Source organism: Streptomyces sp. NPDC003077, from assembly GCF_040611095.1.
GTDB lineage: Bacteria > Actinomycetota > Actinomycetes > Streptomycetales > Streptomycetaceae > Streptomyces.
In genome coordinates, this window is the sequence record NZ_JBEXNM010000043.1 from 1 (window position 1) to 18,599 (window position 18,599).

General features: G+C 71.8%; 17 protein-coding genes and 1 pseudogene. 7 read left to right on the forward strand and 11 right to left on the reverse strand.

Features of this window, described 5'->3' with window-relative positions:
* Positions 1-145 precede the first annotated feature (145 nt).
* A complete protein-coding gene (gene glpX / locus ABZX96_RS25120; RefSeq protein WP_355548548.1) occupies positions 146-1,177 on the reverse strand; it encodes a class II fructose-bisphosphatase in 1,032 nt (343 codons plus the stop codon).
* Between the two features lie 312 nt (positions 1,178-1,489).
* On the opposite strand from glpX, the gene ABZX96_RS25125 reads away from it, so the two are divergent.
* Together ABZX96_RS25125 and ABZX96_RS25130 are read left to right on the forward strand one after the other, a co-directional pair.
* Positions 1,490-2,029, forward strand: coding sequence for a DUF4245 domain-containing protein (locus ABZX96_RS25125; RefSeq protein ID WP_355548722.1), 540 nt, complete (start codon positions 1,490-1,492; stop codon positions 2,027-2,029).
* Between the two features lie 409 nt (positions 2,030-2,438).
* Complete coding sequence (locus ABZX96_RS25130; RefSeq protein WP_355548551.1) at positions 2,439-3,032, forward strand: malonic semialdehyde reductase; 594 nt, start codon at positions 2,439-2,441, stop codon at positions 3,030-3,032.
* Positions 3,033-3,229: 197 nt separating this feature from the next.
* On the opposite strand, the gene ABZX96_RS25135 is transcribed toward ABZX96_RS25130, so the two are convergent.
* From ABZX96_RS25135 to ABZX96_RS25145, 3 genes are all read right to left on the reverse strand, one after another.
* Positions 3,230-3,511, reverse strand: a complete 282-nt coding sequence (locus tag ABZX96_RS25135) for an exodeoxyribonuclease VII small subunit (RefSeq protein WP_355548554.1) — start codon at positions 3,509-3,511, stop codon at positions 3,230-3,232.
* A 10-nt stretch (positions 3,512-3,521) separates the two neighbouring features.
* Entirely contained in the window at positions 3,522-4,772 is a 1,251-nt protein-coding gene (gene xseA / locus ABZX96_RS25140; protein ID WP_355548557.1) for an exodeoxyribonuclease VII large subunit, read from the reverse strand.
* Between the two features lie 292 nt (positions 4,773-5,064).
* Positions 5,065-6,303: an MFS transporter gene (locus ABZX96_RS25145; protein WP_355548560.1), complete on the reverse strand. Its 1,239-nt coding sequence runs from the start codon at positions 6,301-6,303 to the stop codon at positions 5,065-5,067.
* Positions 6,304-6,363: 60 nt separating this feature from the next.
* Between ABZX96_RS25145 and ABZX96_RS25150 the strand changes: the two genes are divergently transcribed.
* Positions 6,364-7,377, forward strand: a complete 1,014-nt coding sequence (locus ABZX96_RS25150) for a winged helix-turn-helix domain-containing protein (protein WP_355548563.1) — start codon at positions 6,364-6,366, stop codon at positions 7,375-7,377.
* A gap of 227 nt (positions 7,378-7,604) precedes the next feature.
* Here ABZX96_RS25150 and ABZX96_RS25155 read toward each other — a convergent pair whose 3' ends face one another.
* Positions 7,605-9,047 carry an APC family permease gene (locus ABZX96_RS25155; RefSeq protein ID WP_355548566.1) on the reverse strand — a complete coding sequence of 481 codons (1,443 nt, stop codon included), beginning with the start codon at positions 9,045-9,047 and terminating at the stop codon, positions 7,605-7,607.
* Between the two features lie 571 nt (positions 9,048-9,618).
* Here ABZX96_RS25155 and ABZX96_RS25160 point away from each other — a divergent pair.
* Positions 9,619-10,635 (forward strand): 4-hydroxy-3-methylbut-2-enyl diphosphate reductase, encoded by a 1,017-nt coding sequence (locus ABZX96_RS25160; RefSeq protein WP_355548569.1) that lies wholly within the window; start codon positions 9,619-9,621, stop codon positions 10,633-10,635.
* Positions 10,636-10,711: 76 nt separating this feature from the next.
* The gene (ppgK, locus tag ABZX96_RS25165) at positions 10,712-11,521 is read left to right on the forward strand and encodes a polyphosphate--glucose phosphotransferase (protein ID WP_355548572.1); all 810 of its coding nucleotides are present in this window, start codon (positions 10,712-10,714) and stop codon (positions 11,519-11,521) included.
* Between the two features lie 115 nt (positions 11,522-11,636).
* On the opposite strand, the pseudogene ABZX96_RS25170 reads toward ppgK, so the two are convergent.
* Positions 11,637-12,311 (reverse strand): annotated as a pseudogene (locus tag ABZX96_RS25170) (DUF6542 domain-containing protein); the annotation flags it as partial.
* Between the two features lie 263 nt (positions 12,312-12,574).
* Between ABZX96_RS25170 and ychF the strand changes: the two are divergent.
* A complete protein-coding gene (gene ychF, locus ABZX96_RS25175; RefSeq protein WP_355548575.1) occupies positions 12,575-13,663 on the forward strand; it encodes a redox-regulated ATPase YchF in 1,089 nt (362 codons plus the stop codon).
* Between the two features lie 108 nt (positions 13,664-13,771).
* Here ychF and ABZX96_RS25180 read toward each other — a convergent pair whose 3' ends face one another.
* From ABZX96_RS25180 to ABZX96_RS25200, 5 genes are all read right to left on the reverse strand, one after another.
* Positions 13,772-13,894 (reverse strand): hypothetical protein, encoded by a 123-nt coding sequence (locus ABZX96_RS25180; protein ID WP_355548578.1) that lies wholly within the window; start codon positions 13,892-13,894, stop codon positions 13,772-13,774.
* A gap of 112 nt (positions 13,895-14,006) precedes the next feature.
* Entirely contained in the window at positions 14,007-14,552 is a 546-nt protein-coding gene (locus ABZX96_RS25185; protein WP_355548581.1) for an HAD domain-containing protein, read from the reverse strand.
* Between the two features lie 31 nt (positions 14,553-14,583).
* Entirely contained in the window at positions 14,584-15,276 is a 693-nt protein-coding gene (locus ABZX96_RS25190) for a class I SAM-dependent methyltransferase (protein WP_355548584.1), read from the reverse strand.
* Between the two features lies 1 nt (position 15,277).
* Positions 15,278-16,189, reverse strand: a complete 912-nt coding sequence (locus tag ABZX96_RS25195) for an aminoglycoside phosphotransferase family protein (RefSeq protein ID WP_355548587.1) — start codon at positions 16,187-16,189, stop codon at positions 15,278-15,280.
* An 81-nt stretch (positions 16,190-16,270) separates the two neighbouring features.
* Positions 16,271-17,020: a hypothetical protein gene (locus tag ABZX96_RS25200; protein ID WP_355548590.1), complete on the reverse strand. Its 750-nt coding sequence runs from the start codon at positions 17,018-17,020 to the stop codon at positions 16,271-16,273.
* 222 nt (positions 17,021-17,242) lie between these two features.
* On the opposite strand from ABZX96_RS25200, the gene ABZX96_RS25205 reads away from it, so the two are divergent.
* Positions 17,243-18,598, forward strand: a complete 1,356-nt coding sequence (locus tag ABZX96_RS25205) for a tetratricopeptide repeat protein (protein ID WP_355548593.1) — start codon at positions 17,243-17,245, stop codon at positions 18,596-18,598.
* Position 18,599: the final 1 nt, after the last annotated feature.

The following is an 18,599-nucleotide window of genomic DNA, read 5'->3' on the forward strand; positions in this document are numbered from 1 at the left end:
GCCGACGCGCATCGCGTGATCGGCGGGACCCCGGCCGTGTCGTTGTGCCGGTGCCGGGCGGGCGGCCGGGCCGTGCCGTGCCGGTACGGGCGCCCGTACCGGGTCGATGCGGACCTCCCGTCGTCGTCCCGGCGCGGTAACGGCGTCAGCTCGGGCGCTCGAAGTCGATGGTGCTGTAGGCGCGCAGCTTCGAGAGCCGGTGCTCGGAGTCGATCAGGCGGATGGTGCCCGACTTCGAGCGCATGACCAGCGACTGGGTGGTGGCGGTCTCGGCGCGGTACCGCACACCGCGCAGCAGGTCGCCGTCCGTGATGCCGGTGGCGACGAAGAAGACGTTGTCGCCGCGGACCAGGTCGTCGATCTGCAGGACCTTGTCCAGGTCGTGGCCGGCCTCCAGGGCCCGCTCGCGCTCCTGCTCGTCCTTGGGCCACAGCTTGGCCTGGAGCGTGCCGCCCAGGCACTTCAGGGCGCAGGCCGCGATGATGCCCTCGGGCGTGCCGCCGATGCCCAGGAGCAGGTCCACGCCGGTGCCCTCGCGGGCGGCCATGATGGCGCCGGCCACGTCGCCGTCCGAGATGAACTTGATCCGGGCGCCGGCCTCCCGGACCTCCTTGACGAGGCCCTCGTGGCGGGGCCGGTCCAGGATGACCACGGTGACGTCCTCGACGGAGGACTTCTTGGCCTTGGCGATCCGGCGGATGTTCACCGCGACCGGGGCGGTGATGTCGACGAAGTCGGCGGCCTCGGGGCCGGTGGCGAGCTTGTCCATGTAGAAGACGGCGCTGGGGTCGAACATGGAGCCCCGCTCGGCCACGGCCAGGACGGACACGGCATTGGCCATGCCCTTGGCGGTGAGGGTGGTGCCGTCCACCGGGTCCACGGCCACGTCGCACTCCGCGCCGGTCCCGTCGCCCACCCGCTCGCCGTTGTAGAGCATCGGGGCGTTGTCCTTCTCGCCCTCCCCGATGACCACGACGCCGTTCATGGAGACGGTGTGGATCAGCGCGCGCATGGCCCTGACCGCCGCGCCGTCCGCTCCGTTCTTGTCGCCGCGGCCGACCCAGCGGCCGGACGCCATGGCACCCGCCTCGGTGACCCGGACGAGTTCCAGGGCGAGGTTGCGGTCGGGAGCCTCGGGGCTGACCTCTAGTTGGGACGGCAGATGATGCTCGGTCATCGAGCGCACCTTTCTGTACGGCTTCGTACGGTGACGGCCGGACTGGTGAGGGTGAACATGACTTTATCGGTAGGTCGTGAAAATGAGCAGGGCCCCCCACGCATGAGCGGCGACAAGATGACCCGCGCGGAGGGACGGGGGGCTTTTCGCGGGGAACGCGGGGTGGGCGGGAGCGCCGGCGCGGGTGGGCGCTCCGGGGCCGTGTGGCACGCGGGCGAGGGCGCTGCGCGTGGCGGGTGATCGTTCGGCGACCCGGTGGGGGCCATCTCCGTACGGACACGGGCATGGGGGACCATAGAGGGCGTGGCAGGTATGCGAGGCAAGCAGACGGTGCGGGACATGGTCCTGTCGTTGGCGGTGATCGGCGTCCTCGTCGCGGGGATCTACGTCTTCATCCCGCACGACGACAGCGAGTCGGCGGAGGACAAGGCGGTACAGACGGCCGACTACCGTGTCGCGCTGCTCACGGCCCGGCGCACGGCCCCGTACGCGATCGCCGAGCCCAAGGGGCTGGGCAAGGGGTGGCGGGCCACCTCGGTCTGGTACAAGGCGTCCAACGACGGCAAGGGTGGCGCCTGGCACCTGGGCTTCCTGGACCCCGAGCGGGAGTACGCGGCGCTGGAGCAGAGCGACGCGCCGGCGGAGAAGTTCATCAAGGACGTCACCCTGGGGGCCGAGAAGGTCGAGGGCACCCAGGCCGTCGGCGCCGCGAAGTGGGACCGCTACAAGGGGGAGACGTACAACGCCCTGGTCCGTGAGGAGCCGGGCGTGACGACGGTGGTCACGGGCACCGCCCCGTACGGGAGGCTGGCGGAGATGGCGGCGTCCCTGGAGGCGAAGAAGGGGGACTGACCGCGTCCACCGCGAGGGGCGGCTGTCGGCTTCGGGCCGGTGGCCGCCGCTTTTGCGTTGGGTGAGTGGTGAGTGGGGGGTGGTGGGCGGCTGGTGGGCCGGGCGGTGGGTGCCGAGTGGTTGGCGGGCCGGGGCGCGGGTGATTCGCGAGCTGTTCGGCGTGCGGGCCGGGGGAGTGGTCCACGAGCCGGACGGTGCTCGGTTCACGGGCTGGGCGGTACGCGGTTCGCGAGCTGGGCGGTACGCGGTTCACGAGTCGGACGGCGGGCGGTCGCCGTCCGTATTCCTTGTATGACAAGTATGTGAACACAGCCACAGGCGGGGCATTTTTAGTTGAACGTTAATCCAATTGCCTTAGAGTGGTGTCTCGTAAGCACAGGAAACACCACCTAAACCCCGAGGTGCCGCTATGTCTCTCGCCCTTGACGCCGCCGCGCAGGACCTCCTGTTCCGCGAGGCCCAGACCGCCAACACGTTCACGGACGAGCCCGTCACGGACGAGCAGATACAGGCCATCTACGACCTGGTGAAGTTCGCCCCCACCGCCTTCAACCAGTCGCCGCTGCGCATCACCCTGGTCCGCTCCCAGGAGGCGCGCGAGCGCCTGGTCAAGCACGCCATGGGCGCCAACGGTCCCAAGACGCTGACCGCGCCGCTGGCCATCGTCCTCTCCGCGGACCTGGACTTCCACGAGAAGCTGCCGCGCCTGTTCCCGCACGCCCCGGGCGTCAAGGACGCGTACTTCTCCGAGCTCGCCGTCCGCGAGGTCGCCGGCATGCAGAACGCGACGCTCCAGGCCGGTTACTTCATCCTCGGCATCCGCGCCGCCGGCCTGGCCGCGGGCCCGATGACCGGCTTCGACTTCGGCGCGCTGGACAAGGAGTTCTTCGGCGACGGCAAGCAGAAGTCCTTCATGGTCATCAACGTCGGCAAGCCGGGCGAGGACGCGTTCTTCCCGCGTTCGCCGCGCCTGGAGGCCAACGAGGCGATCGCCACCATCTGATCGCTCATCACTGCGGTCTGATCGCCGAACGCCACGGCCTGATCGCTGATCGGCGCGAGCTGATCGGCGGACACCGTGGCGTTCGGCGTCCGCCCCGGTGGATGTCATCTGCCTCCGGCAGACGAGGCAGGTGCCCTCGCCGGGTGGGCAGGCGCCTCCGGTGGGTGGGGCAGGTGCCCCCGGGGTGGGCAACCGCCCTACGCCTCCCCGGCCGCGCCCGTCTCCGCCTGATCCGCCTCGGACAGCGCCGCGTCCAGCCGGGCGCGGGCGCCCTCCAGCCAGCGGCGGCAGACCTTCGCCAGCTCCTCGCCCCGCTCCCACAGGGCGAGCGACTCCTCCAGCGTCGTGCCGCCGGCCTCCAGGCTGCGCACGACCTCGATCAGCTCGTCCCGCGCCTGTTCGTAACCGAGCGGGGAGACCGCCGCGTCCCCCTCCGCGCCGCCGACCCTGCCGTCCGTCGTGCTGTCCGTCTTCGCCATGGCACCCAGCCTAAGCGGGGGGTATGACAGCGCCCGCCGTCCCGGCACCGGGCGTCCCGTGGACGCGAACCCGGAACTCGCCCTCGGCCACCCTCGCCCGCAGCTCCTCCTCCGGGCCCACCTCCTCCGGAGCGCGCACGGCCGTCCCGTCCGGCTTCTGGAGCACCGCGTAGCCGCGCTCCAGCGTCGCCTTCGGCGAGAGGGCCACCACGCGGGCCAGCGTGTGCTCCAGCTCCGAATCCGCGCGGTCCAGCAGGTGCCGGAACGTCCGGCGACCGCGCTCCACCAGGGCCGTGACCTGCTCGTCGCGCTCCTCCACCATCCGGTGCGGGTCGCGCATCGAGGGCCTGCTCAGCGCCGCCGCCAGGCCGCGCTCCTCGCGGTCGAGGTAGCCGCCGACGGCGCGCAGCGCCCGTTCCCGCAGCTGCCGGATGCGCGCCAGCTCCTCACCCACGTCCGGTACGACCTTCTTCGCCGCGTCCGTCGGAGTGGAGGCCCGCAGGTCGGCCACCAGGTCGAGCAGGGGGGTGTCCGGCTCGTGGCCGATCGCCGAGACGACCGGGGTGCGCATCTCGGCGACGGCCCGTACGAGCTGCTCGTCCGAGAACGGCAGCAGGTCCTCCACGCTGCCGCCGCCGCGCGCGACCACGATCACGTCCACCTCGGGCAGCGCGTCCAGCTCCCGTACCGCCTCGATCACCCGCGGCACGGCGTGCACGCCCTGCACCGGCACGTTGCGCACCTCGAAGCGGACCGCCGGCCAGCGCAGCCGGGCGTTCTCCAGGACGTCCCGCTCGGCCGCGCTGGCCCGTCCGCAGACCAGGCCGATCAACTGCGGCAGGAAGGGGAGCGGCTTCTTCCGCTCGGCCGCGAACAGCCCCTCGGCGGCCAGCGACTTCTTCAGCTGCTCCAGGCGGGCCAGCAGCTCACCGACGCCCACCGGACGGATCTCCGCGGCCCGCAGCGAGAGCTGCCCGCGCGGCGCGTACCACTCCGGCTTGGCGTGCACCACCACCCGGGCGCCCTCGCTCACGACGTCCGCGATCTTGTCGAAGACCTGGCGGAAGCACGTCACGCTGACGGAGATGTCGTACGAGGGATCGCGCAGCGTCAGGAAGACGACCCCCGCGCCGGGCCGCCGCGAGAGCTGCGTGATCTGCCCCTCGACCCACACCGCGCCGAGCCGGTCGATCCACCCGCCGATGAGCCGCGACACCTCGCCGACCGGGATCGGCGCCTCCGCGGACGTGTTGACAGCCATGCGCACGAGACTAACGGCGGGCACTGACAACGGGCCGGGCGGCGAGCCGATGGGCGGGGACGGGGCGGCGAGCCGGGCGTGGGGCGGGGCGGCGAGCCCGGCGCGGGTGGGGCGGCGAGCCGGGGATGGGAGGCGTTCGGTCCGGCCGTCGGACCGTTCCTCGGCCCACTGCTCTTCGGTCGACTGCTCTTCGGCCCACTGCTCCCCGGTCCACTGCGCTTTCCGGACCGGAGGGCCGCAGGGAAGCCGCGCGGCTGAGCGATGACGGGGGCCACATTCGCCGCGCCGAACATCACTCCCCGGCAGCGGTGGCTCCCCGCTCCCCGGCAGTGACGGCTCCCCGCTCCGAGCCCGTTGCCTCGCCGCCTGCCGCAGTGCCCCCGCGCAGCCCGGGTGCCAGCATCAAGGTCGCGGTCAGTGAGGCCGCCGCCATCACCACGATCCCGGTGGCCGGTGACGTCAGCTCGGCCACCGACCCGGCCACCGCCGCCCCGACCCCCTGCATGGTGAGCATTCCGGAACTGTGCAGGCCCAGCGCCTGTCCGCTCAGCGCGTCGGGCGTCAGCGCCATCAGCCGTTCCTGCAGCAGGAGCCCCGCCGCGTACCCGAAGGTGGCGACCGTGACCAGCACCAGGGCGATCGGCACCCCCGGGCGCAGCGAGAAGAACAGGTACGGGGCGGCGAGCAGAACACACAACGGGACGGTCAGCCGCTCCCGCCACCGGGCCGGCAGGAAGCGGCCCGCGACGACGTCCCCGACCAGCATCCCCGCGGCTCCGAAGGCGAAGAGGAGGCCCGCGTCGCCGGGCGAGTACGGGACGTACAGCGATTCCACCCCGACGATCAGCCCGTTCGGCACCCACAGCGCGAGGTAGACATACCGGCGGGGCACCGAGGACCAGAGGCGTGCGTTGGTGCGCCAGGTCTCGGCTATCGACGCCCTCCCGGCGCCCCTGGGCGGCCGGCTGCCGAGCCCGCAGCCCGCCACCGCGGCGGCCAGCACGTACAGGGCGGCGGACAGGAGCAGCGTGCCGCGCGCCGAGATCGCCGTCACCAGCGCGCCACCGAGCGCGAAGCCGCAGATCTGGACGACCCCGGTCGACATGTTGAGGACGGACCGCCCCAAAAGGTAGCCGTCCCGGGTCAGGATCTCGTTGAGCAGCCCGTATCTCACCCCGCCACCGACCGACCCCACGACGCCCAGCCCCAGCAGTACGGCGAACACGGCCCAGACCGGCAGCCCGGGCACGGCCTGCGCGGCCGTGCCCGCGCCGAAGAGGAGGCCGAGGACCGTCATGGCGGCGCGCGGCGGCAGCCGGTCCGCACCGGACAGTACGGTGGCCGCCCCTATTACCTGGGCGAACGCGGTACCGAACATGGCCAGGGAGGACAGCAGCGCCGAGTCCGTCTGCCGGTACACCAGGACGCCCAGGGCCAGCCCGCTCACCGTCTGGGCCGTGGTGTGCCCGGCCGAGGCGAGGAAGAGGGGGGTGAACTCGCTGGTACGGAAGAGTTCCCGATACGAACGCATGGCGGGGAGCCTCTCCGACGCGCGTCACCGGCCGTTAGATTTTCGCGGGGAGGCGAAACCATGAGCTGGTGGCGGGTCGATACGGACACTCTGGCCGGGAGCCGTTTCGTCATCTCTCCGCTGGCCGAGACGCTCGCCGGCCTGAAGACGCTGCACCTCGGCCGCGCCGCCCACATCGGCGAGCACCAGTGGCTCGCCGCTCACCTCGCGAGCTACCGGGACCTCCTTGCCGCCGACCCGGTCACGGCCACCCTGGTCAGCGCCGCGCTGCGGCGCCGGTGGAACGCCACCTTCCTCACTCCCACACCCTCCGGCGACGGCGATCGCACGTTCGCCGAGGAGCTGGAGCAGGTCCGCGGCACCCCGCCCGCGACGGTCCGCGCCGACCTGGAGGAGTCGCTGAACGGCTCGCTGCCGAGTCTTCTGCGCCGGGACGACCTGGCACAGCGAGCCGCGGACTTGCTGGAGTGGGTGTGGACGAAGGCCATCGAGCCGTCCTGGCCGCGCCGCCTCCGCATCATCGAGGCCGACATCGTCGCGCGTGCCGCCCGGCTCGGACTGCACGGCTGGGCCACCACTTTGAACGAGATGCGCCCGGACATGCGCTGGCTCGGTGACGACCGTCTGCAGACCACCGTCTGCGACAGCCCGCCACTGGAACTTTCCCGGGGGCGGCTGATGTTCGTCCCGGTCACGCTGAACCAGAGCTGGGTCTGCTGGGACGTCCCGCCCTTCGACCATGGGCGTTCGCGTTCCGCCCGGCGGTACGCGGTCGTCTACCCGTGCTCGGGGGTTCTGATCGACGACGACCTCCGCCCGGCGCCCAAGGCCCTGGCCGCCCTTCTCGGCCCCGCCCGGGCCGAACTCCTCATGCTGCTCGACACCCCGAAGACCACCACCCAGCTCGTGGCCCTCACCGGCCTGCCCCTGGGCTCGGTGGGCCGGCACCTGCGCATCCTGCGCGAGGCCCACCTGGCCCGGCGCCGGCGGGCGGGCCGCTCGGTCCTCTACTTCCGCGCTGCGGCAGGTCAGGTCCTCGTGGCAGCGCAGTTCTCCGGGGCCGGCGATCTTTGACGGGCGGGCCTGCGCCACAACGGATGGACGGGCCCGCTCCACAGCATGGGCTTCGGTGTTCGGTGACGCGGCGCGATCGGCCTTGAGGCCGCCCGGCCGTCCTACCGATCGGCTGCCCGGATGCCCTACCGCCCGGCCGTCCTACCGATCGGCTGCCCGGACGCCCTACCGATCGGCCGTCCGGCCGTCCGTCTGTCCGGCCTCGCCGCGCCCGTTCCTCCCGCTGCTCACCCCACCCTGCCCCGATCCCGCCGCCCCGGGTGCTGGACCGCCAGCACCACCAGCCCGATCGCCAGCCAGACGGCGCCCACCACCTGTGCCGTCCCCGACGCCTCCACGATCACCGCGACCACCACCGCCAGGCCCAGCAACGGGACGAGCACATGCCGCACCAGGCCCGGTTTCGCGGCCCGCTTGCGTACCCAGAACCAGCCGATCACGGACGCGTGCAGGAGGGCGAAGGCGGTCAGCGCGCCCACGTTCACGATCGAGGAGAGGTGGTCGAGACCGGCGTCCTGGCGGGCCGCCCACACCGCCGCCAGCAGGGTCACCACCGCCGCCCCCAAGAGCGCCCGGCGCGGCACCCCGCTGTCCGCGTCCACCTTCGACATGGCGCCCGGCAGCCGCCGGTCCCGGGCCATCGCGAACAGCAGCCGCCCGGCCGCCGCCTGTCCGGCCAGCGCCGCGAACGCCGCGCCGATGGCCTTGCTGACGGCCACGAGGTCGTGGAGCCAGCCGCCCACCGCGGAGTCGACCGTCGCGTAGAAGGCGTCGCCCTGCGCGGCGGGCTCGGCCGCCAGTTCGCCGGCCGTCATGGGGGCGAGCAGCGCCGCCAGGTACGTCTGCACGGCGAACAGCAGCCCCGCCACCACCAGGCAGGTGAGCACCGCCCGGGCCACCCACGCCGGGGCGCCCGGAAGCCGCCCGCGCCCCGCGCCCGCCGACCGCTCCGTCTCCTTGGCCTCCTCCGCGAACGACGCGATGGCGTCGAACCCCAGGTACGACAGCACCGCCACCGAGACGGCGGCGAGCACCGCCCCCATCGAGAAGTCGCCCTCACCCGTCAGCGGTGCCGCCCAGCCCCGCCGCGCCCCGTCGGTGACCAGCACCCAAACGGCCGCCACGACGAACACCACCAGCACCGCGATCTCCATCGCCAGCACCGCGAATCCGACCGCCGCGGCGGTCCGCACGCCCCACAGGTTCAGCAGCGTCGTGACGACCACGGCGATCGCCGTCCACACCCACTGGTGCACCGACGGCACCAGGGAGTGCATCGCGATACCGGAGAAGAGATAGGCCACGGCGGGGATGAGGAGGTAGTCCAGCATCGCCATCCACCCGGCGACGAAGCCCGCGCCCTCGCCCAGCCCTACCCGCGCGTAGGCGAAGACCGACCCCGCCTGGGGGGCGACCCGCACCATCTGCGCGTACGAGTAGGCGGTGAAGGCCATGGCGAGGGTCGCGACGATGTAGACGATCGTGATCGCCCCGTGCGACTTGGCCTGGAGCGTCCCGAAGATCCCGACGGGGGCCATGGGCGCGATGAACAGCAGCCCGTAGACGACCAGGTCGCGGAAGGACAGCGTGCGCCGGAGCGCACCACCGCTCTGCGCGCTGGCGCCCCCGTACGCGGACGGCGGATTCGGCTCGGCGGCCGGAGCGGTCATGACGGACACCTCCGCTGGTGACGCGTGGATCGGTGGGGAGCACTGGGGGATCGGATGGGTTTGTGCTGGTCTGGGCGGGCCTGTCGGAGCGCGAGGAGAGGACACCGCGCTCGCCGGCGGTACGCGCTCCCGCGCACACGCGGTCTCGTAACCACCCGCGAGCCCCCGTGACGCGCGGGAGCGTACGAGCGCACGCGCCCAAGGTGCGCGTTGATCACCGGCTGCCTCCCAGCTTCGGGCACACGGCCACGCCGCACGGCCAGGACGCGCCCGGCACCCGAAGGACGCCCGCCCATGCCCGCCCACGCCGACCCATGCGCCCATGCGCGCCCACGCCCGCCCCCGCGCGCCCACAGACGCAAGCGACCAGCCGACCCACCCGGAACGCTCACCCACCACCCACCCCTCCCGACGAAACCCCACGAAACCCCACGAAACCCCGACGGGACCCCGGACAGGACCCACGACGGAACCCCGGGCAGGTCCCTGACAGGCCCCCGGACAGAACCCCCGACGCCCCACTCCCTCGTCCACCAGTGCCCCCAGGGCATCCGCTCCCCAGACCCGTACGATGTTTCGTATGACTGCTACGCCCAGCGGAGACGCGCCGCGTTCCGCCCCCCGACGCCGGGTCCTGCTCGCCGCACCCCGTGGGTACTGCGCGGGTGTCGACCGCGCCGTGATCGCCGTCGAGAAGGCCCTGGAGCAGTACGGCGCCCCCGTCTACGTGCGCCACGAGATCGTCCACAACAAATACGTGGTCAAGACCCTGGAGAAGAAGGGCGCGATCTTCGTCGAGGAGACGGAGGAGGTGCCCGAGGGCAACATCGTCATCTTCTCCGCCCACGGCGTCGCCCCGGTCGTCCACGAGGAGGCCCGCCGCGGCAGGCTCGCGACCATCGACGCGACCTGCCCGCTGGTCACCAAGGTCCACAAGGAGGCCGTCCGGTTCGCCAAGGAGGACTACGACATCCTCCTGATCGGCCACGAGGGCCACGAAGAGGTCATCGGCACCAGCGGCGAGGCCCCGGACCACATCACGCTGGTCGACGGCCCCGAGGACGTGAAGAACGTCGAGGTCCGCGACCCGGACAAGGTCGTCTGGCTCTCCCAGACCACACTGTCGGTCGACGAGACGATGGAGACGGTGGGCGCCCTCAAGGAGCGGTTCCCCAACCTCCTCTCGCCGCCGAGCGACGACATCTGCTACGCCACGCAGAACCGCCAGACGGCCGTGAAGCAGATGGGCGCCGAGGCCGACCTCGTCATCGTCGTCGGCTCCAAGAACTCCTCCAACTCGGTGCGGCTGGTCGAGGTGGCCCTCGGCGCCGGCGCGGGCGCCGCCCACCTGGTGGACTACGCCGAGGAGATCGACGAGGCGTGGCTGGAGGGCGTGAGCACGGTCGGCGTCACCTCCGGCGCCTCGGTGCCCGACATCCTCGTCCACGGCGTGCTCGACTGGCTGGCCGCGCGCGGTTACGAGGACGTGGAGACGGTCAAGGCCGCCGAGGAGTCGATCACCTTCTCGCTGCCCAAGGAACTGCGCCGGGACCTGCGCGCGGAGGCCAAGGCCGCGACCGAGGGCTGAGCCCGCCGGGTGGCGGGCCCCGGCGTCGGCGTGCGCCGAGGGGTGATCAGCCCCGTTCCCGCCTAGCCTTGCTCCCATGAAGGTCTTCGGTGTGGACATCGGCGGATCGGGCATCAAGGGTGCCCCGGTGGATCTGGAACGCGGCGACCTGGCCGACGAGCGGTACAAGGTGCTGACCCCCCAGCCGGCCACCCCCGACGCCGTCGCCGACTGCGTCAAGGCGGTCGTGGACCACTTCGGCTGGACGGGCCCGGTCGGCGCCACGTTCCCCGGCGTGGTCACCAACGGCCGGACCCGTACGGCCGCCAATGTCGACAAGGGCTGGATCGGCCTGGAGGCCGCCGCCCTGCTGACCGAGCGGCTGGGCGGCGACGCGGGCGGCTGCCCCGTCACCCTGCTCAACGACGCGGACGCGGCCGGGCTGGCGGAGATGCACTTCGGCGCGAGCAAGGGCCGGATGGGCACGGTCGTGGTGCTGACCTTCGGCACCGGCATCGGCAGCGCCGTCTTCAGCGACGGCGTGCTGCTCGCCAACACGGAACTGGGCCACCTCGAACTGGACGGCCACGACGCCGAGACCCGGGCCTCCACACGGGTGAAGGACGAGGAGGACCTGAACTGGCAGGAGTGGGCGCGGCGCGTGCAGCGCTACCTCGCCCACGTCGAGATGCTGCTCTCGCCCCAACTGTTCGTGATCGGCGGCGGCGTCAGCCGGAAGGCGGAGAAGTTCCTGCCGCTGATCGAGGGCATCAAGGCCGAGGTGGTGCCTGCGCAGCTCCAGAACAACGCGGGGATCGTGGGTGCCGCGATGGCCGCGCGCGCCGCTCGGCGGCCTTCGGCCCTGCCACCCGAGGTTCCGGCGACGGTCCCGCCGTCCGGTTCCTGACCGCTGGCGAGCCCCGTCCGTCCGGCGGGCGTGCTCCCGACCCGCTCGTTCCACGCTCCGAGCGCCGGCGCGCACGCCGGGCGCTCTGCCGCTCGGCGATCAGCGCCGCCTTGCGCAGCGCCACGATCAGCCCGCACAGCAGCGTCCCGCCGTACAGCCACGCCGCGTGCACGGCCAGCACCGTGAAGGCGCCGACCAGCAGCTCGTCGATCCCGCCGTCGAGGTCGCCGCTGAGCGGGAAGATCCCGACGGTGTAGGCGATGGGCAGTGCGACCGGCGCCGTGATCAGGTCGAGCGGGCGCACCCACACCGCGGCGGCCACGCTCATCGTCAGGAAGAAGACGCCGTAGACGGTGAGGTCTCCGTCCCACAGGAAACGGTCCAGCACCCCGAACCCGAGCAGCAGCACCGTGGTCAGCAGCCCGCAGCCCAGCCCCGTCAGCCGCGGCGCGGGCAGCCGCCGGACGGCCGCGGCCGGCGCGGCGAACACCGATCGCCGCCGCACCCGGTAGACGGCCTCGCCGTCGGCCGCCCCCACGGCCCCGGCGCCACCCGCCGGACGCCCACTCCCTCGCGACGACGCGCCCGCGCCCCAGCCACCGGCCCCGCGGGGCACGACCGCCCGCGAGGCCGTGCGCGGGACGGACGCCACGTCCTGGGCGACGGCGTTGGGAAGGCCCGACGCCCGGGCCTTCCGCTCCCCGGCGACCCGGCCTTTCGCCGCCGGGCCGCGCCCGCCGGTGCGTGTTCTTGGTTGCTCCACGCGGTCACGGTAGGTCGCAAAATCCACCAAGTGGTATCAATCAGTCATGAGACACGCGCTTTGTGTGACCCCGGAGCGCCGTTCGGCGCAGTGAGCGAAGCCCTTGCGGAGTGATGCCGCGTGCGGGAACGAAGGCAGAAGCGCCGAGCCGACGAGGCGGAGAACCAAGGCGTCACAAGGTCACAGACCAGGCCCGGGCTCGCCCCGCACGGCGCCCCGTAGACTGGTTCACCGGCCCTTGGGCCGCACAGAACAGCCCACCTACCTCCTCGCTCCGGGAAGTCGCCAACGTGTCGCTCACGATCGGAATCGTCGGCCTGCCGAATGTCGGCAAGTCGACCCTGTTCAACGCCCTGACCAAGAACGACGTGCTGGCGGCCAACTACCCGTTCGCCACCATCGAGCCGAACGTCGGCGTCGTCGGCGTCCCGGACACCCGCCTGGCCACGCTCGCCGAGATCTTCGGTTCGCAGAAGATCCTCCCGGCCACGGTCGACTTCGTGGACATCGCCGGCATCGTCCGCGGCGCGTCCGAGGGCGAGGGCCTGGGCAACAAGTTCCTTGCGAACATCCGCGAGTCCGACGCGATCTGCCAGGTCATCCGCGCCTTCAAGGACGAGAACGTCGTCCACGTCGACGGCAAGGTCTCGCCGAAGGACGACATCGAGACGATCAACACCGAGCTGATCCTCGCGGACCTCCAGACCATCGAGAAGGTGCTCCCGCGCCTGGTCAAGGAGTCCCGCATCCAGAAGGACAAGCAGGTCCAGGTCAAGGCCGTCGAGGCGGCCAAGGCCATCCTGGAGGAGGGCCGCACCCTCTTCTCCGCCGGGATCACCAAGGAGTCCGAGCAGGGCGAGCTGCTGCGCGACCTGCACCTCCTGACGACCAAGCCCTTCCTCTACGTCTTCAACGTCGACGAGGACGAGCTGACCGACGAGTCCTTCAAGAACGAGCAGCGCGCCCTCGTCGCCCCCGCCGAGGCGATCTTCCTGAACGCCAAGCTGGAAGCCGACCTCGCCGAGCTCGACGACGCGGAGGCCCTGGAACTCCTCCAGTCCGTCGGCCAGGAGGAACCCGGCCTCGCCACCCTCGCCCGCGTCGGCTTCGACACCCTGGGCCTGCAGACCTACCTCACCGCCGGCCCCAAGGAAACCCGCGCCTGGACCATCAAGAAGGGCGCCACCGCCCCCGAGGCCGCCGGCGTCATCCACACCGACTTCCAGAAGGGCTTCATCAAGGCGGAGGTCATCTCCTTCGCCGACCTGGTCGAAACCGGCTCGGTCACCGAAGCCCGCGCGGCCGGCAAGGCCCGCATGGAGGGCAAGGAGTATGTGATGCAGGACGGGGATGTGGTGGAGTTCCGGTTTAACGTCTAAGACGTCCGGCGAAAGGCCGTCTGACCTGCGACGTAGCGGGTTGGGCGGCCTTTGTGGTCCGCACTCGGTCCGCAGCGTGCTGACGTAGGTCAGCGTGTGGGGGAGTGGTTACGCTGCTTCGGCGGCCTGCTCCGCGCCCGCGTCGGATCGGTCCGCGTACGCCTTGTCGACGACGGCCCGGGTCCGCTCCTCGGAGTCGGGCCACAGGTGGGTGTAGATGTTCAGCGTCATGGCCGCGTTAGCGCCGTGCGGGCAACGAAAACAGGCACGGCAGAAAACCGGTACCGCCCGGCGTTTCCCGGGGCTGTTGCCCTCGCTGCCCGTGGCAGCGAGGCATAAGTCGTCAGGCGGCACGGGCTGCGGGTAACCGCGCGACCCACTTCGTCACCTCGGCCAGGTGCTCGGGCTTCAGCCCGTCGTGTGGGTCGGGCTGAACGAGGAAAGTCGCCGTTCCCTTGCCGGTGCGCTCCGCCGCCCAGGCGTGGTCGAGGCTGGTGAAGTCGTCGTCGATCCACACAGCGGGGGCGTCGCCGAGCCAGGCGTCGACGTGGTCGCGCTTCCAGAGGTAGCCGTTCGGGTGGCTGGTGGTGATCTGCGGACGCGGGAGATCGACGTACGGCAGCGCCGGGAGGCCCAGGAGGGGCCCGATGAGAGTGCTGGCATCCTGGCGCCAGCTGGTGCACCAGATCGGGGTGACCAAGCAGGTGCGAATGACGTCCATGAGCATGGGGCCGTGGGCAGGGTCGAGCCAGACGGCGACCGGGTTGTCGGCACTCCGGCCGGCGGGGACGACGTCGTGGCGGGTGTGACTGGCCGGGGTCGAGCCGTGCTCGTCGGGGAAGGGTATGAGGACGCCGTCGATGTCGAGGAGTAGGTAGGGCTGGCGCATCGGTCCTCCAGAGTCCGGATGAACGCGACTGTCAGAGCTTGCGGGCGCGGATCAGCAGGGTGGTGGGCCAGTGGCCCATGCGGGCGTCGTGGAACTCCTGGGCCGAGGTGAGCCAGAAGCCCGCCTCGCTGAGGTGCCTCTCCCAGCGGTCGGTGTCGAACTCCCAGCGGGCGATGGGTAGCCGGGTGCGGTCGGGAAGGGCGACGTAATCGCGGCGAGGCCGATCGTCGCCAGAGGGGCTGCGGCCACCACGCTGCGGGTGCGGAACCGAGAAGGCGAGCACTCGTCCGGGCGTGAGGCGTCGAGCGATGGCCGGGAGCAGGAGCTCGGGGGCGACAAGCCCGATGGCGCCGAAGACGGAGTAGATCGCGTCGAACTGCCCGTCGGCGGCGTGCAGGTAGTGCAGGGCGTGGTCGGCGACGAAGGCGAGGTTGGTGAGCCGTCCGTAGTGGGAGCGGGCGCGGCGGACCTGGAGGCCGACCAGGTCGATGCCGGTGACGTGGGCGCCGTGGCGGGTGGCGAGGTGGGCGGTGTTGTGGCCGGGGCCGCAGCCGAGTTCCAGAAGTCGCTTGCCGCGCAGGTCGGGGCCGAGGGTCTCGGCTCCGGGTCCTTGGCCGGGTCGGGTGGTCCACTCCATCCGGGCGGGTACGGCAAGAGGTTCGGCGAGTCCGGCGGCGGTGCGTTGGGCGGCGTGGGCGTGCCAGGGGGATGCCTGCGCGAGCACGTCAGATCTCCAGGAGGTGGAGGACGTCGGTGAGGTGGCGGCGGACGGCCTTGATGTAGGCGGGGTCGGTGGCCGGGTCGTCGATCCAGCGAATGGCCTGCTCCATGAACCACTCGACGGCCCACATGCGGTGCCAGCCCAGGGCCCAGTTCTCGGCGGTGAGCCCGCCGCGCCGGGCGAGGGCGTCTGGGGTGCCGCCGGCGGTGACGTACTGCTCCAGGAAGACGCGCAGGCGGACGGGGTGCGGGGGCTCGATGGTGCCGTGCCAGCTGGCGAGGTCGAGCAGTCCGGGGCCGGTGAAGGCACGGGCGAAGTCGAGCAGCCGCCACCCGCGCTCGCCGATGTGGAGGCTGGTGGGGTGGAACTCGGAGTGCACCCAGCCGAACGGTTCCAGCGTCGCTCCGGCCGAGCGGGCTTCGGCGGCCTCGCCGATCCGATCGAGCGCGTCCTCGACGTCGTCGGCGTCCTGCCACCGATCGGCCTTGCGCAGCCGTTCGAGGTGCTCCAGTGCCCGGGCGGGCAGCGTGCGCAGCCGGTCCTGGTCGAGGACGGGCAAGGGCGGAGCCGTACGGGTTCCGTGCAGGACCACGGCCGCGGCGACGCCGTCGAGGTCGTCGGCCTCGCGGACGGACGGTCCGAGGTCCTCCATGAGCATGCCGAGCCAGCCGTCCAGGACGGCGGAGGCGGGGACCTGGGGGACGGGTACGCCGAGGGTGTGAGCCAGGCGGAGGGCCTGGTCCTCGCTGTCGAAGGGCTTCTTGGCGTACTTGAAGACGACCGTGGAGCCGTCGGGGAAGGTCACGCGCTCGACGCCGGACATGGGCCACACGCGTACCTCCTCCCGTACGGCGGTGGTCTGGCCGGTCGCAGTGAGCAGGTTGTCGAGGAGTTCGGCGCTGGGGTTTGTGGTCACGGGATGGCTCCGGGGAGGGGTAGTGGCGTCCGGGGCGGGCGAGGGATGCCGGTCCGCCCCGGAGCCTGATCGGGTGGTGGGTTACGCGGCGGGGTTCACGCGGTGGGCGTAGACCTGCTCGATCCAGCCCGCCTTGAACGCGGCGAGCTCGTCGCGGAAGTTCGCCATCGAGGCACCGTAGGGCGCGACCACGCCGCCGGACTGGTCCGGCACGGACTGGCAGCCGTGCACGAGCCGGCCGCCGAGGGCGGTGTGGGCCTTGATGGACTCGATCCGGCGGTGCTCGTTGAACCAGCCACCGTGGTAGACCTCGTCGAGCATCCCGCCCGTCTCGTCGTCCAGGTCGAAGACGACGGAGGTGGCGGCGGGGAAGAACCAGCACGGGCCGACGTTGGAGATGCGCCCGTCGAGCTCGACCTTGTTGAGCGCCATGAGCGTGGCGGCCTCGCGGAGCATCCGCAGGTGGTCGGCGGTGATCTGCGGCAGGCCAAGGCCGGCCAGGTACTCGTCGCGGAAGAGGTACGCGTACACCTCGTACGCGGTGGCCAGAACGCGGGCGGCGTCGGAGGTGGACTCTCCGTGCTGCTTGATGAACTCCAGCGCGAGCTGCTCGACCGCGCTCTCGGTCGTCTCGTCCACGTCCAGGAGCTGGGACTTGACCAGATCCCAGTCGGCGACGAGCCAGGTGCTCGACTCGAAGCGGAAGAAGTACTCGGCCGGGTCGATCGTGATGCGTCGCCCGTCGACCTGGATGCCGGGCAAGCGGCTCCAGCGCGGGTCGAACGCCTCGGGCAGCTCGACCGTGATGGCCGTGGTGTCGATGGTGGTCACCGTGTCTCCGTCTCTGATCGGCCAGGTCCGGGCACAGGAATGCCCGAGCCCGGTGTGGGCGTACGGAACTTCGGGGTGCCGCCCGGACCAAGGGGAGCCTGGATCACGGTCGCGCCGTTCCGGGCGGCTGCTGATAAGTGAACCGGTGGTCACGCTGAGTGGGTACGGTGGAAGGCGGCTGAAGCGGTATACGCGGTTTACAGCTCCGAGGTGGAGGCGATCGTGGCGGCGCCGAGAGAACCCAACTCCCGTCTGCGCGACGTCATCGCGGCGGTCGACTGCACCTACGAGGCACTCGCCCGAGACGTGCGGCGCGTGGCCGCCGAGAACGGCGAGATCCTCCAGACCAACAAGTCGGCCGTCTCGCACTGGGCGAACGGCACTCGTGCCCCTTCGGGCCGGGTAGGCCAGTACCTGGCCGAGGCGCTGTCCCGGCGAGCGGGACGTACGGTAACCCGTACCGAGATCGGTCTGCCCGTCGGTGATGCCGATACGTCGGCGGAATCCGACCCCGTCCTCGCGGTCACCGACCTGGGGCGGGCCGATGTCGAGCGCCGCCGCTTCCTCGCCATCGCGGCCTTCACCACCGCCGGCGTCGCCATGCCGCTCGGTTACGACCACGAGGCCACCGCCCGCATGCTCCGCGCCCGCACGGGCACGTCCCTGGTCGGCGCGGAAGACGTGGACGTCGTACGCCAGATCACCGCAGCCTTCAGCGCCGCCGACGAACGCCTCGGTGGCGGGCACGGCCTGACCACCGTCGCCGCGTACCTCGCCGACACAGCCGCCCCCATGCTGCGCGGGCGCTTCCCCAGCGAAGCCTTACGCCGGGCCGCCTTCGGCGCCGTCGCCGAACTCGCCTACCTCGCAGGATGGAAGCACCACGACCTCGGCGACGAAGGCGCCGCCCAGCGCTACTACCAGGTCGGCTACAAGCTCGCCTGCGAAGCCGACCCCCACGGCCACGCCGCCTGGATGATGCGCGCCCTCGCCCACCAGGCCCTGAGCCTCAAGCAGCCCGACCACTGCGTCGACCTCGTCGAAGGCGCCCTTCATGCAGGTCTCGGCCACGTCGACGGCCAGACCGAAGCCCTCCTCCACATCACCCACGCCCGCGCCTACGCAGCCACCGCCGAGCACCCGTCGGCCGCACGCGCCCTGCTCGCCGCCGAGGACGCCCTCCTCTGCGACGACGGCCCCCAGCCCAGCTACTCCCGTGTGAGCGGCCCCGCCGCCGGCACCGTGGCCAGCCACACCGCCCGCACCCTCACCGACCTCGCCGACCACATCGGCACCGAACAGCAGCACCGAGACGCCCTCACCCGCTGGGACCCGGAGAAGTACAAGCGCGTCCACGCCCTCACCCACGCCGACCTCGGCGACAGCCTCGCCGCCCAGGCCCGCGCCGACGAAGCCGTCGCCGCCTGGACCCAGGCCCTGGTCCTCATGGAAGGCATGACCTCTGACCGCACCCGCAAGGCGATCACCTCAATCCGCTCCACGCTCGCGGTCTACCAGCGCCGCCGCGTTCCCGGCGCCGCCGATCTCGCCCGTCGAGCCCGCGAAGCCCTCGCCTAAC

Excerpts from the sequence above, each read along its gene's own strand:
- glpX (WP_355548548.1), bottom strand. The coding sequence starts at position 1,177 with ATGACCGAGCATCATCTGCCGTCCCAACTAGAGGTCAGCCCCGAGGCT.
- ABZX96_RS25125 (WP_355548722.1), top strand. The coding sequence starts at position 1,490 with ATGCGAGGCAAGCAGACGGTGCGGGACATGGTCCTGTCGTTGGCGGTG.
- ABZX96_RS25130 (WP_355548551.1), top strand. The coding sequence starts at position 2,439 with ATGTCTCTCGCCCTTGACGCCGCCGCGCAGGACCTCCTGTTCCGCGAG.
- ABZX96_RS25135 (WP_355548554.1), bottom strand. The coding sequence starts at position 3,511 with ATGGCGAAGACGGACAGCACGACGGACGGCAGGGTCGGCGGCGCGGAG.
- xseA (WP_355548557.1), bottom strand. The coding sequence starts at position 4,772 with ATGGCTGTCAACACGTCCGCGGAGGCGCCGATCCCGGTCGGCGAGGTG.
- ABZX96_RS25145 (WP_355548560.1), bottom strand. The coding sequence starts at position 6,303 with ATGCGTTCGTATCGGGAACTCTTCCGTACCAGCGAGTTCACCCCCCTC.
- ABZX96_RS25150 (WP_355548563.1), top strand. The coding sequence starts at position 6,364 with ATGAGCTGGTGGCGGGTCGATACGGACACTCTGGCCGGGAGCCGTTTC.
- ABZX96_RS25155 (WP_355548566.1), bottom strand. The coding sequence starts at position 9,047 with ATGACCGCTCCGGCCGCCGAGCCGAATCCGCCGTCCGCGTACGGGGGC.
- ABZX96_RS25160 (WP_355548569.1), top strand. The coding sequence starts at position 9,619 with ATGTTTCGTATGACTGCTACGCCCAGCGGAGACGCGCCGCGTTCCGCC.
- ppgK (WP_355548572.1), top strand. The coding sequence starts at position 10,712 with ATGAAGGTCTTCGGTGTGGACATCGGCGGATCGGGCATCAAGGGTGCC.
- ABZX96_RS25180 (WP_355548578.1), bottom strand. The coding sequence starts at position 13,894 with ATGACGCTGAACATCTACACCCACCTGTGGCCCGACTCCGAGGAGCGG.
- ABZX96_RS25185 (WP_355548581.1), bottom strand. The coding sequence starts at position 14,552 with ATGCGCCAGCCCTACCTACTCCTCGACATCGACGGCGTCCTCATACCC.